General features: G+C 66.1%; 11 protein-coding genes and 1 pseudogene. 1 reads left to right on the top strand and 11 read right to left on the bottom strand.

What is annotated here, in order from left to right; translation table 11 throughout:
• The 11 genes and pseudogenes from ACR2JA_RS18010 to ACR2JA_RS17960 form a co-directional block, all read right to left on the bottom strand.
• Positions 1-303, bottom strand: a pseudogene (locus ACR2JA_RS18010) (IS5/IS1182 family transposase); the annotation flags it as partial.
• A 288-nt stretch (positions 304-591) separates the two neighbouring features.
• Positions 592-1,814 (bottom strand): IS3 family transposase gene (locus tag ACR2JA_RS18005; RefSeq protein ID WP_434010446.1). Its coding sequence is split into 2 segments (ribosomal slippage): positions 592-1,547 and positions 1,547-1,814, totalling 1,224 coding nucleotides; the frame shifts between segments, so codons are not numbered across the junction.
• A 189-nt stretch (positions 1,815-2,003) separates the two neighbouring features.
• Positions 2,004-3,023 (bottom strand): 4-hydroxy-2-oxovalerate aldolase, encoded by a 1,020-nt coding sequence (gene dmpG, locus ACR2JA_RS18000; RefSeq protein WP_434010444.1) that lies wholly within the window; start codon positions 3,021-3,023, stop codon positions 2,004-2,006.
• Positions 3,024-3,033: 10 nt separating this feature from the next.
• The gene (locus ACR2JA_RS17995; RefSeq protein WP_434010445.1) at positions 3,034-3,981 is read right to left on the bottom strand and encodes an acetaldehyde dehydrogenase (acetylating); all 948 of its coding nucleotides are present in this window, start codon (positions 3,979-3,981) and stop codon (positions 3,034-3,036) included.
• 5 nt (positions 3,982-3,986) lie between these two features.
• Entirely contained in the window at positions 3,987-4,772 is a 786-nt protein-coding gene (locus tag ACR2JA_RS17990; protein WP_434010443.1) for a 2-keto-4-pentenoate hydratase, read from the bottom strand.
• A 10-nt stretch (positions 4,773-4,782) separates the two neighbouring features.
• A complete protein-coding gene (locus ACR2JA_RS17985) occupies positions 4,783-6,330 on the bottom strand; it encodes a bifunctional 3-(3-hydroxy-phenyl)propionate/3-hydroxycinnamic acid hydroxylase (RefSeq protein WP_434010442.1) in 1,548 nt (515 codons plus the stop codon).
• A complete protein-coding gene (locus tag ACR2JA_RS17980; protein ID WP_434010441.1) occupies positions 6,327-7,265 on the bottom strand; it encodes a VOC family protein in 939 nt (312 codons plus the stop codon). The genes ACR2JA_RS17985 and ACR2JA_RS17980 overlap by 4 nt, the downstream gene beginning before the upstream one ends.
• Positions 7,262-8,110 (bottom strand): alpha/beta fold hydrolase, encoded by an 849-nt coding sequence (locus tag ACR2JA_RS17975; RefSeq protein WP_434010440.1) that lies wholly within the window; start codon positions 8,108-8,110, stop codon positions 7,262-7,264. Before ACR2JA_RS17975 ends, ACR2JA_RS17980 begins: the two co-directional genes overlap by 4 nt.
• Before the next feature lie 40 nt (positions 8,111-8,150).
• A complete protein-coding gene (locus ACR2JA_RS17970; protein ID WP_434010439.1) occupies positions 8,151-9,122 on the bottom strand; it encodes a Bug family tripartite tricarboxylate transporter substrate binding protein in 972 nt (323 codons plus the stop codon).
• 68 nt (positions 9,123-9,190) lie between these two features.
• Entirely contained in the window at positions 9,191-10,174 is a 984-nt protein-coding gene (locus ACR2JA_RS17965) for a tripartite tricarboxylate transporter substrate-binding protein (protein WP_434010438.1), read from the bottom strand.
• A 34-nt stretch (positions 10,175-10,208) separates the two neighbouring features.
• Entirely contained in the window at positions 10,209-12,053 is a 1,845-nt protein-coding gene (locus ACR2JA_RS17960) for an AMP-binding protein (RefSeq protein ID WP_434010437.1), read from the bottom strand.
• Between the two features lie 200 nt (positions 12,054-12,253).
• Between ACR2JA_RS17960 and ACR2JA_RS17955 the strand changes: the two genes are divergently transcribed.
• Positions 12,254-12,447 (top strand): hypothetical protein (locus tag ACR2JA_RS17955; protein WP_434010436.1); only part of this gene is annotated, 194 nt, incomplete at its 3' end.

Here is a 12,447-nt window from a genome sequence, read left to right as displayed (position 1 = left end):
GATGGCGAAAGCGCAGGATGCGGACCCGATCGGGAATTTGCTCCACACTGCTCAAACCCACAAAATCCCGGTAAAAGGCCGTCTCGAACAACGCCTCTTCTGGCCACACCACTGCTCATCGAAGTGGATGCGCAGCATCGTCTCTAACGCAAACGGCGGACGCACCGTCTTGGCACGCGGTGCGAGAGGCGCAATCAGAGCAAGCAACTGCGTATACGGCACCACCAGGTTCACCTCATCGAGGAACACTACCTTGAGCGTGCGTCGCTCGCTTAGGTTTAAGCCAAGGTCTTGCTGCTTAATAGAACTATCCTCAGGTGCTATGGAGGTGTCTAGGCCGCACGGGCGAGGGAGTTTGAACACTATCCCTATTTTGTACAGGGCTACTCCATCACGAAACGCTTATCAGGACAAACACGACATTCGCTAGCACGGCTTTTTCATGATTGATGACGAAGAAAAACATTCGCTCAGGAGTTTTGTATAATATGGGCAACTAGGTTCCAAAGATTTATATTTGAGATAAATCAATATTTTGTTTTTTGCCTTCTGGAGTTGACCCACTTCCGTGGACGGGTACCGGTTTGATTCTCAAACCGTTTCAGGTGCTGTCTGGACATGCACGACGGCATCGCCGACAACATCAAACAGGGCTTCGTTGCTCCTTTCAAAGTTCAGGGGTGAGAGGTAGCCCAGGCCGCTGTGGCGACGCCTGGGGTTGTACCAGCCTTCAATCCAGGTGAAGACGGCCATGCGGGCCTGAGCCTTGCTCTGGAAGGTGCTGCGCTCGATGAGTTCGCCTTCCAGGCTGGCAAAGAAGCTCTCGGCCATCGCGTTGTCGTAGGCATCGCCCACCGTTCCCATCGAAGGGCGAACCTGCATCTGCCGGCAGCGCTCCCCAAAGGCCAGGCTGGTGTACTGGCTGCCTTGGTCGCTGTGGTGGATGACGCCCTTGGGTTTGCGCTGCTCCAGTGCCATGTTCAGCGCTGCCAGCACCAGGTCAGCGGTCATGCGCTCACCCATGGCCCAGCCCACCACACGCCGGCTCCAGACATCGATGACGACGGCCAGATAGAGGAAGCCCATCCAGGTCGGTACATAGGTCATGTCCGCCACCCACAGCTGGTTCGGTCCCGTGGCGTGGAAACGCCGGTTGACCAGGTCATGGGCCGGGGCCTGCCGTTTGTCGCGGCGGGTGGTGATGGTGAAGCCTCTGCGCTTGCTGATGCCGTGGATGCCGGCTTGCCGCATGAGGAGTGCCACGCGCTGGCGGCTGATGCACACGCCTTGCTCGATGAGCTCGGCTCGCACCCGGGGCATTCCGTAGGACTCGTAGGAGTCCCGGTGAATCTGGCGGATGCGCTCGGTCATCACCGCGTTGGCGATGCTGCGCTGGGACGGGGCACGCTCTCGCCAGGCATAGAACCCGCTGGCTGAGACACCGAGGACGCGACACATGGTGCGGATGGGGAGGTCGGCCTGGTTTGCCATCACGAGTCCGAAGACTTCGTTGAGGTCGCATCGCTGCGACCGGCAAACCAGGCCGTAGCCTTTGCCAATATGTCGCGCTCCATCTGGACCTGGCGCAACTGCCGTCGCAGCCGCACCAGTTCTTCCCGCTCGGCGGTGGTCAGGCCTTCCTTGCCAGGCAAAGGCTTGCCGTCGTCGATGGCGGCTTGGCCGACCCAGTTGGTGATGGACTGGGCCGTGACACCGAACTCACGAGAGAGCTGCGCGGGTGAGCGGCCGGCTCGAACCAGCTCGACCATCTGCTGGCGGAATTCCGCAGGGTACGGCGGTCGTACTTTTGACATTTGCGACTCCTTGAACACAAAGAATGATGTGTCCACGGAACCGGGTCAACTCCAACTCCACTGGTGGACTTTGAGCAAGGCTTAGTGGGCTAAGCAAATGGTCCGAGAAACCGGGGGAAGCCCAGGGGTTGTCGTTTGGATGGAGCCGGCCAGTGTCCGGCTGCGTGAGCGGCCTGACCGATGCGAGCCTCAGGCTCGACGGCTCAGGATGTCCAGTGCGACGTCGACAATCATGTCTTCCTGGCCGCCGACCATGCGGCGCTTTCCCAGTTCGACCAGGATGTCCACGGTCTTCAGGCCGTACTTCTTTGCCGCCGCTTCCGAGTGGCGCAGGAAGCTGCTGTACACACCTGCATAGCCCAGCGCCAGCGTTTCGCGGTCCACCCGCACAGGGCGGTCCTGCAACGGCCGCACGATGTCGTCGGCCGCGTCCATCAGCTTGTACAGGTCGGTGCCGTGCTGCCAGCCCATGCGCTCGGCCGCCGCGATGAACACCTCCAGCGGCGCGTTGCCGGCGCCCGCGCCCATGCCCGCTAGGCTGGCGTCCACACGGTCGCAGCCTTCCTCGACGGCGACGATGGAGTTCGCCACGCCCAGGCTGAGGTTGTGGTGCGCGTGCATGCCGGTCTGCGTTTCGGGCTTGAGCACGTCCTTGAAGGCACGGAAGCGCTCGCGCACGTCGTTCATGCTCAGCGCGCCGCCGGAGTCGACCACGTAGCAGCAGGTCGCGCCGTAGCTCTCCATCAGCTTGGCCTGCTGGGCCAGGTTCTGTGGTGTGGTCATGTGGCTCATCATCAGGAAGCCCACGGCCTCCATGCCGAGTTCACGGGCGTACTCGATGTGCTGCTTCGAGATGTCGGCCTCGGTGCAGTGCGTGGCCACGCGCACGATGCGCGCGCCGGCCTGGTAGGCGGCCTTGAGGTCGTGCACGGTGCCGATGCCTGGCAGCAGCAGCGTGGCGATCTGCGCGTGCCGGACCACCTCGGCGACGGCCTCGATCCATTCCAGGTCGGTGTGGGCACCGAAGCCGTAGTTGAAGCTGCCGCCTTGCAGACCGTCGCCATGGGCGACCTCGATCGAGTCCACCTTGGCGTCGTCCAGCGCCTGAGCAATCTGGCGCGCCTGTTCGACGGTGTACTGGTGGCGGATGGCGTGGCTGCCGTCGCGCAGCGTTACGTCGGAGATGTAGATCTTCTTGTCGCGTTGCATTCGGTACTCCTCAGGCGTCCACTGGGCCCATGCGCTCGGCCATGGCCTCGGCGGTCCGCAGAGCGGCGCTGGTCATGATGTCCAGGTTGCCGGCATAGGACGGCAGGTAGTGGGCTGCGCCCTCGACCTCCAGGAAGATTGACGTCTTGAGACCATGCATGCGCGGACCCACGCCAGGGATGCGGATCGGGGCGCTGGCTTCGATGCGGTCGAACTGCACGCGCTGCTTGAGGCGGTAGCCGGGGACATAGGCCTGCACGTCCCTGACCATGCGCTCAATGGATTCGGCCACAGCCTTTTCATCGGTCAGCTCACTGAGCGTGTACACCGTGTCGCGCATGATCAGCGGTGGTTCGGCCGGGTTCAGCACGATGATGGCCTTGCCCTTGGTCGCGCCGCCCACCACCTCGATGGCCTTGGAGGTGGTTTCGGTGAACTCGTCGATGTTGGCGCGGGTGCCGGGGCCCGCGCTCTTGCTGGAGATGCTCGCCACGATCTCCGCGTAGTGAACGGGCGCAACCCGCGAGACCGCCGCCACGATGGGAATCGTGGCCTGACCGCCGCAGGTGACCATGTTGACGTTGGGCGCGCCCAGGTGCGCCGCGCCATTGACCACCGGGATGCAGTAAGGGCCGATCGCGGCCGGCGTCAGGTCCACCAGGCGGATGCCGGGCTTTTTGCTGCGCAGGAGGGCGTCGGTCTTCAGGTGGGCACCGGCGGACGTGGCGTCGAAGACGATGTCGATGTCGTCGAAGACGGGCAGGCTGGTCAGGCCTTCGACGCCTTCGTGTGTGGTGGCCACGCCTAGGCGCGCGGCGCGGGCCAGGCCATCGGAGCCCACGTCAATGCCGACCATGGCGCCCATCTCGATGTGCTCGCCATGGCGCAGGATCTTGATCATCAGGTCCGTGCCGATGTTGCCGCTGCCCAGGATGGCGACCTTGCGTTTGCGGGTCATGGTATTCATGCGAATGTGCAGGAGACGGTGCCAAGCGATCCAATCGTGGCCACGATCTCGTCACCCGCGGCCACCGGCACCATCGGGCCGAGCGCGCCGCTGAGGATGACTTCTCCCGCGCGCAGGGCCTGTCCGCGCTTGGCCATGGTGCATGCCAGCCAGTAAGCGGCCCTCAGGGGGTGCCCCAGACAGGCGGCGCCCGAGCCCTCAGACACTGTGTGGCCTTGTTTTTGCAAGGTCATGGTTTGGTCGGCCAGCGACAGAGCGTTGACGGCAAAGGGCTGGTTGCCCAGCACATAGAGCCCCGAGGAGGCGTTGTCCGCCACCGTGTCGACCAGGGTGATCTTCCAGTCTGCAATGGCGCTGTCGACGATCTCCAGTGCGGCCACGGCATGGTCGATGCAGCGCAGGAACTCGCTGTAGCTCGGCCGCAGCGCCTCCATATCCCGCCCTACGACGAAGGCGATCTCGGCCTCCACCTTGGGCTGGATCAGGCGGCTGACCGGCACGGTGTCGCCGTCGAGGTATTCCATGTCGTCGAACAGCACGCCGAAGTCGGGCTGGTCGACCCCCAGCTGCTGCTGGACCGCCTTGGACGTCAGGCCGACTTTCAGACCGCACTTGCGGTGCCCGTCGGCGTGGTGGGCACGCTGGTTGATCTCGGCCACCGCGTAGGCGCTCTGCAGGTCGCTGATGCCATAGGTTTCGGAGATGCGGGGCACCGGCTGGCGCTGCAGCCGGGCCGTGCGAAGCGCCGCTGCGGCGGCGACGATGTGGTTGTCTTGTGACATGGGGGTACTTTCAGCAGTCGGGAACCGCCAGACCATGCAGGTCGGTGGCGGCAACAAAGCGGTCGGGTCGCAGGGCCAGCACGCGCACACCGGCCTCGCGCATCCAGGCCAGCAGGGCGCCTTCAAGGTCAATGACGTCGTCGCTGCCCCGGCCCTGGTCGGTGGGCGAGAGCACGGTCAGGTAGCGCGCGCCCAGCCGGTCCCAGCCGGCCTTCTCGTCCGCGGACAGGCTCTCGGCGGGGTGGATGCCATCGCCCAGCAGGGCGAAGCCGGAGCCCATCACCTCGTCGAGCAGGCACAGGCGGCCGCGGGCGTCGGCCACATTCGGCTGGGGCAGCATCTTGCCGATGACGCTGGTGCCACCGATCGGGCCGCGCACCCAGCCGGCGTCCAGGGCGGGGTCCTTGCGGTTGGGCATCTCGATCGGGGGCGCACCGCTGCCCGGGGGGGGCGGCGTGATCTCGCGGCGGATGATGCGGCCCAGTTGCACCGCGCCCTGCGTCATGAGCTCGACATTGGGTGCACGTTCGGTCTCGTAACTGTCCAGCAGCGCCTCGGGCAGGCGGCCTTGCAACACCTCGACCAGCTTCCAGCCGATGTTGAACGCATCGCGAATGCCCGACTGCATGCCGGCGCCAGCCCAGGGGGGCATCAGGTGGGCGGCGTCGCCCAGCAGGAAGACGCGACCCGATCGCCAAGCCTGTGCGTGCCGCACGTGGTGTTTGTAGAACGCGTGCTGGTGGATCTTGATGTCGTCCGGCGACACGCCGAGCGAGCGCAGCAGCGGCCACAGCTTGTCGTGGGTATCGAAGTCGGTCACCGACTCGTGGGCGCCCAGCGGGAACTCCCAGCGGTGGTTGCCCTGCGCCAGCGCGATGTCGACCACCGGGCGTTGCGGGTCCGACCAGAAGGTGAGGATGTGCCTCTGCGGCCACCAGCGTTTCACGCGGGCATCGATCACCACCCACTGGGTCTCGCCGGTTTCACCCAGCAAGCGGATGCCCAGGCGTTCACGCGTGGCACTGGAACCGCCGTCGCACGCCAGGACGTAGCGGGCCCGGATGCGCCGGGTATGGCCGCTGGCGAGGTCCCGGACCTCGAGTTCCGCTCCTTCGTGGTCCTGTTTCAGGTCGACCACTTCGGTGCCGTAGTGCACCGACAAGGCGGGTGCCAGCCGTTCCCCGGCGGTGCGCAGCACCTCTTCCATGGCCGGCTGGTAGATCGCGTACGAGCGGGGATGGCGGCCGAACTTCGAAGGCGGGAAGTCGACGCGCATCAGCTCCTGGCGGTCGTAGGTCATCCAGCGCAGCGCGGCGGTCGGGTCCATGGTCTTGGCCAGGGCTTCGTCGAGGCCGAGCGACTGGAAGCAGCGCATGGTCCAGTCGTTGACCGTGACGGCACGGGCGCGCGGGTAGATGCTGCGTTCTTTTTCGAACGCCATGACGCGGATGCCGTGGTGGGCCAACTGGAGGCTGGCGGCCAGGCCGGAGGGGCCGTAGCCGATGACGGCCACGTCGGTGTCGAAATCGGCGTGCATGTGGGAGGTCGGGTGGGTCATGGCGTGGTGGGCGCAGGCTGCGGGCGGGGCCGGTGTCCCCAGATGCTGGTGCCCTGGTGCACCTGAGGTGTCCAGGTGGTGTCGTCGATGAGCACGCCCTGGCAACCGAATTCGACGTGGATGCCGGACGGGGTCTGCGCGTAGAACGAGACCATGCGGTCGTTGGTGTGCTGACCAATGTCCATGCTGATGGGCTGACCGAAGGCGATGCAGCGGTCCCGGGCCTGTCCGACCTGGGTGATGTCCGGCACCTCGACCATGAAGTGGTGCACCCGCTTGGCCGGTCCGGGCCGGGGCGGCCGCGGCGCGAGCGCGAAGGAGTGGTGGCGCTCGTTGGCGTGGAAGAAGGCGATTTCGATGTTCACCCGGGGGGCGGGCTCGAACTCGATGGTGTCGCTCAGCCGCAGTTCCAGCACCTCGCGGGCAAAAGCCAGTTGCGCCTGGTAGTCGTCCACCTCGTAGACGATGTGCCCCAGGCCGCCGGTCCCGGTCACGAAGCCCTGGGGCAGCAGGGCGGACTGGAACGGCACGGGGTCTGGCTCTTGCCCCCAGTAGACCTCGTGGCGGTTGCCGTTGGGGTCGGCGAAGTGCACCATGGCACGCACGCTGCGCAGCGCAAGCTCCGTGGCGGAGGCCGCGTGCCACGGCAGACCCAGCCGGTCCAGCTTGTTGCAGAACGTCGCGAGGGCTGCTTCATCGGCCAGCCGCCAGCCGGCGAAAGCGCAGTCGTCGGCCGGTCCCTCGATCAGCAGCAGGCGCGCCGGTGCCTGGTCCATGCGCAGCCGCAGGCTGGCACGCCCCTGGTCATCGGCTGGCCCGTCGGCGGCCAGCATGCACAGCACCTCGGTGGCAAACCTGCGCCAGCGCGCCAGGTCGCTGACTTCAAAGCCGAGGTAGCCCAGTTCCAGAACCGGTTGGGTGGCGGTCGGTGTCATGGGGTCCTCAGAAAGCTCAGCACCAGGTCGTTGAAGCGCTCCGGGTGTTCCCACTGGGCCCAGTGCCCGCAGCGGTTGAGCAGCACGTAGTCGGCGTTGGGCATGACCTTGAAAGAGTCGATGGCCGCGACCGGGTTTACCTTGTCCTGCAGGCCCCAGATGAACAGGGAACGGTGCGCCAGGGTTGCCAGCCGGGGATCGCGGCTGATGAAGGTCTCCGGGCCCGGCGGGGTGGGGCGGGCCACGATCGGCGGGTTGGCGCAGATGGCCGGGTCGGCGCTGGCCTCGAAGCGCTGCCGGATCAGCTCGGGCGTGATCAGGCTGCTGTCGTACACCAGGTTGCCGATGAAGGCGGTCAGCTTTTCCAGCGTCGGCCCTTCGCCCAGGTAGTAGCCCTGCAGCTGGCGGATGCCTTCGGTGGGGCCGGTGGCGCCGGGCACCGTGCCGCCGCCCGGGCCCATGAGCACCAAGCGGTCCACCCGCTCAGGCTGCTCCATGGCCACGCACAGCGCCGCCGATCCCCCGAAGGAATTGCCCACCATATGCGCCCGGCCGATGCCCAGCGCGTCCATGAAGGCGATGACCGCCCGCGCCCCGTTCTGGAAAGGGCCTGCGCCACCGAAGGCGTTCAGGTTCTTGGAGCTCTGGCCCCAACCCGGGAAGTCGATGACCCAGACCCGGAAGGCCTGTGCCAGGGCGTCGATGTTCTTGCCGTAGTTGCTGCGGCCGGTGGCGCCTGGGCCCCCGCCGTGCAGGAGGATGAGGTCGTCGCCGGAACCGCACACCTCATAGTGGATCTTCCAGGCCACACCGTCGGGCGTGGTTCCTTCAACGTGGTTGTTCATGACGGTCATTCGTGACAGGGCGAGCACGCTGTGTGCGTGATCAGTTGATCTGGATGTTCAGCGCGCGGGCCAGCGGCGCCATGGTGCTGGCGTCGTTGCGGATCACGTCGGCCACGGCGTCGGCCGTGGCGTAAGTGGCGGCCATGCCCAGCTTGCGCAGTGCCTGACCGGCTTCCTCTCCGTTGACCGCCACGGCCAGTGCGGACGACAGCCGTGTGAAAACCGCCTGGGGAACCCCGTTGGGGACGAAGAGCGCGAAGCGGTTGGCGGACAGCACGCCGCTGATGCCGGACTCGGCCAGCGTGGGGGTGTTGGGCAGGTAGTCGGAGCGGGTGGCACCTGCCACGGCGATGGGCGTGATCTTGTCGGAACCGAGAAAACCCAGGATGACCCCCACGTCGGCGCAGAACAGGTCCACATCTCCGTTGATCACCGCCTGCAGACCGGCCTGGGCAGACTGGAACGGCACGTAGGTGAACTGGATGTCGACCGCCTTGCGCAGCATTTCGCTGGCCAGGTGGTTGGTGGTGCCGATGCCGATGGAGCCGATGTTGGCCTTGCCGGGGTTTTGCCGGGCCCAGGTGACAAATTCCTTGAGGGTCTTGGCGCGCTTGGGGCCACCGCTGAAGAAGACCTGCTGCGAGGTGGCCACCAGGCCCAGAGGGGGCAGGTCCTTGATGGGGTCGTAGCGCAGCTTCATGATGGCCGGGAACACCGACGCGGCGCCGGTCGCGGTCAACAGGAGGGTGTAGCCATCGGGTGCGGAATGGACCACGTGCTCGGTGCCGATGATCGTGGTGGCGCCGGGCTTGTTGTCCACGATGACCGGCTGCCCGAGGTTGTCGGACAGCTTGGGGGCGATCGCCCGGGCGATCAGATCCGGCGGCGAGCCGGCGGTGAAGGGCACGACGATGCGGACCGTGCGGCGGGGCCAGTCCCCCGTCTGTGCATGGATCCAGGGGGTGGTGGCCAGGGCGCCGAGGCCGATCAGTGCTTGTCTGCGGTTGTGCATGGTTGTCTCCAGTGGTGGGTGAGAAGGCCGTGGCGCGATGCGTCGCCGCGCTGGCCTTTTGGGGGTGGTCAGTTCCCGGTAGCCCGGTAGCCCGAGCGTCGGATCACGTCACGCCAGTGCGTGATGGATTCCTTCAACTTGTTTTCCAGGGCGCTGGCGCTGACGAACGCCGGGGTGACCGTCAGCTTGGCCACGATGTCCTGCCGTACCTCTGACTTGCTCAGCACCGTGCGCAGCGCCTGTTCCATGCGGGTCAACGCGGTGGCGGGTGCCCCCGCGGGCGCCCACATGCCCTGCCAGGCCTCGTCGACGCGGATGGGGAAGCCCTGCTCCTTGAAGGTGGGCACATCCGGCGCCAGCGCCCAGCGTTGTTCGGCTAGGACCCCCAGCATGCGCACCTTCTCGCGGGGTTGTTTGGCGGCGTCGCCGGCCACCAGCACGGCCGACGGGACTTGCCCGCTCATCAGATCGAGCAGCATGGGCGCATTGCCTTTGTAGACGATGGGTTCGAGCGGTGTGCCCAGGGCCTGACCCACGAGCCATCCCACGTACTGGATCTGTCCGTTGGGCGCAGGCGTGCCGAAGCTGGCCTGGCTCGGGTTCCTTTTCAGCCAGTCGGCGAACTCTGTCAGGTTGCGCGCCGGGACCTGGCCGTTGACGACCAGCGCCAGGGGATAGGTCACCAGCTGGCCCACGGTCTGGAGGTCCTTGAGCACGTCGTAGCGCAGCTCCGCCGGGGTGTACATGGCGCTGGGGAAGATGGCCCAGCCATCGGGGCCCACCAGGAAAGTCTTGCCGTCCGGGCGTGCGTTCTTGACGTGTTCGGCCGCGAGCCGACCGCCCGCACCCGCCTTGGTTTCCACAATGACCGTGGCGCCCAGCTCGACGGCGAGATGGTCGGCCAGGATGCGGCACAGCGAGTCGGTGGTGCCCCCCGCGGCGAAGCCGCTCACCAGGCGGATCACGTCCTTGTCCTGGGCTTGGACTTGGGTGGCGGGCAGCCAGGCGGCGGCGCTGCCCGCGGCGGCCTGCAAAAGCGTTCTTCGTTTCATGGGTGCTGTCTCCTGTGTGAGAGGGGCCTGCTGATCAGTCGATCACCAGTACATCGGCCGGGGGACGGTCTGCGTACAGGGCTTCCACCCGGTCGCGCCGGTTGTCGAGCACCTTGCGCTGGTTGATGTAGCCCTTGTCGTTGGTCTCGCCCTGTTCGATGGACGGCGGCGCCTGCAGCACGCACAGGCGGCGCAGGCGCATGCTGCTGGACGGGTAGCGTGCGTTGTGGGCGCGCAGCCGGTCGGTCAGTTGTTGTCGCAGCACGGGGTGTGCCGCCAGGGTGCTCACGTCTGCGTCGTGCAGCCCGGTCAGTTCGCGGCAGGCGGCGATGTTCAGCCAGGCCAGGGCGCCCACATACGCCTGGTCGGCGCCGGTGATCGCCAGGTCCTGCAGCAGCGGTGCGGTTGCGTCCAGCAGGGTCACACGCAGGCTGCCCACGCGGACGAACACGCCGGTCTGCAGCTTGAATTCTTCGGCCACGCGACCCGCGAACGCCAGCCCTTCTTCCGGGTGGGCGCGGTCCACAAAGCTGGCGGCATCGCCCATGCGGAAAAAGCCTTCTTCGTCCACGCTCTGCGCCGTCAGTTCGGGCTGCTTGAGGTAGCCGGGCGTGACTGCCTGGCTGCGCACGCGCACCTCGTAGCGCTCGCCGTCCGGCATCGGGATCAGCTTCATTTCCACACCGGGGTGTGGCAGGCCGATGAGCCCCGTGCGCTCGGTGGACCAGTAGACGTAGGTCACGGCGGCCGAGGTTTCCGTGGAGCCGTAGGCCGAGACCAGCGGGATGCGAAAGCCGGTGTAGCGCACAGCGTGCCGCTGGAGCGCCGCGTGCACGGCATCGGGCAGGCGGGCGCCGGAATAGGTCAGCCGGCGCAGGTTCTTGAAAAAGCTCTGGCCCAGCACCTCGTCGTGTTCCAGGGCTTCGGCCAGCATGGCATAGGCCACCGGCATGCCGCTGAAACGCACGGGCGAGATCTCGCGCAGGTTGCGCAGCGTTTCGGCAAAGTCGGCCGGCGTCGGCCGGCCGTCGTCGATGTAGAGCGTGCCCCCGTCCTCCAGCACGCCGTTGAACACCGCATGGCCGCCCGCCACGTGGCTCCAGGGCAGCCAGTCGAGTAGCACGGTTTCCGGGCGGTCGTCGCCCCACTGCACCATCTGCGAGGTCATGGCCATGGCGGTGCACAGCATGCCCTGCGTCACGATGACCGCCTTGGGCGTGCCGGTCGACCCCGATGTGAACTGGTACTTGGCCACCGTGTCGTGCGTGATGCTGGCGACCGAGTCGTTCACGCTGGCCGTCACCGGGGTCTGCACCAGACGGTCCCAGGTGATCAGGCGGGGGTGATCGATGGGGTCCTGCACGCAGACCACCCAGGTCTGATCGCCCAGGGTCCGGATGGCCGGTTCCAGCGCGCGGGCGCTTTGCACGAAGACCACCGCGGGTTCGAGCAGTGCGGCCATGGCTTTGAGGCGCGAGAGGTCGCTGGCCATCGCGGCGTAGGCCGGTGTGATCGGGGCATACGGCATGTGCGCCTGCATGGCGGCCAGTTCCAGCATCCCGTGTTCGAGCGAGTTGCCGCTGAGCACCATCACGACCGCGCCCGGGCGCTGCAGGCCCAGCAGCCATTGCGTGGCCGCATCGACCTGTGGTGCCGCTGCACCGTAGGTCAGGCGTTGCCAGGCCCGCTCCGCGCCTCGCCGCTGCGCCATCCACACGTGGTTGGGCCGCTGCTGTGCGTTGCGCCGCAGCAGATGGGGGATATGGGACTCAAGCGCCTTCAGGGGCACTGGGCAGCGAACGAAGAGCGTGCCATCCGCGCGCGCTTCCAGGGCGACGCTGCGTTCGAGAAAGGGCAGGGGGCGAAAGGGGACAGGCACGTTGAGGTTGTCAAATAATGTAAGGGTACTTTATATAAAATCGGTGTAAAAAGAGCTATGGAAAACCCTCAATATGAATGTAAACTGCCTTTATATATGATGGCTGAAAAGGTCTCGTGAGAAGAGCGCTACCATGCACCAGCCCTTCTTGCGGGCCTTGGCGACCCATCTGGGCGTGCAACAAGACCGGATTGACCCGGATGGCGATCAATACCCGAGGATTCTTTTATATCCTGCAGGTGGAGCAGCTGGTTCACCAGCGGCTGGAGGAGGTGCTGCTGCCCCATGGCATGACGGCCGGTCAGTACCTGGTGATGAGCCTGGTGGCCCACCATGAACCGTTGTCTTCGGCCGAGTTGTCACGCCTGGCGCGCAAGACGGCGCAGTCGATGGG

It is taken from the genome of Hydrogenophaga sp., from assembly GCF_051007235.1.
GTDB lineage: Bacteria > Pseudomonadota > Gammaproteobacteria > Burkholderiales > Burkholderiaceae_C > Hydrogenophaga.
Note: the sequence above shows the minus strand (reverse complement) of the source record. Positions and strands in the feature narration are given on the sequence as shown.

What these genes read in the sequence shown, in the direction of transcription:
- dmpG (WP_434010444.1), bottom strand. Translation starts at nt 3,023, where the DNA reads ATGCAACGCGACAAGAAGATCTACATCTCCGACGTAACGCTGCGCGAC.
- ACR2JA_RS17995 (WP_434010445.1), bottom strand. Translation starts at nt 3,981, where the DNA reads ATGACCCGCAAACGCAAGGTCGCCATCCTGGGCAGCGGCAACATCGGC.
- ACR2JA_RS17990 (WP_434010443.1), bottom strand. Translation starts at nt 4,772, where the DNA reads ATGTCACAAGACAACCACATCGTCGCCGCCGCAGCGGCGCTTCGCACG.
- ACR2JA_RS17985 (WP_434010442.1), bottom strand. Translation starts at nt 6,330, where the DNA reads ATGACCCACCCGACCTCCCACATGCACGCCGATTTCGACACCGACGTG.
- ACR2JA_RS17980 (WP_434010441.1), bottom strand. Translation starts at nt 7,265, where the DNA reads ATGACACCGACCGCCACCCAACCGGTTCTGGAACTGGGCTACCTCGGC.
- ACR2JA_RS17975 (WP_434010440.1), bottom strand. Translation starts at nt 8,110, where the DNA reads ATGAACAACCACGTTGAAGGAACCACGCCCGACGGTGTGGCCTGGAAG.
- ACR2JA_RS17970 (WP_434010439.1), bottom strand. Translation starts at nt 9,122, where the DNA reads ATGCACAACCGCAGACAAGCACTGATCGGCCTCGGCGCCCTGGCCACC.
- ACR2JA_RS17965 (WP_434010438.1), bottom strand. Translation starts at nt 10,174, where the DNA reads ATGAAACGAAGAACGCTTTTGCAGGCCGCCGCGGGCAGCGCCGCCGCC.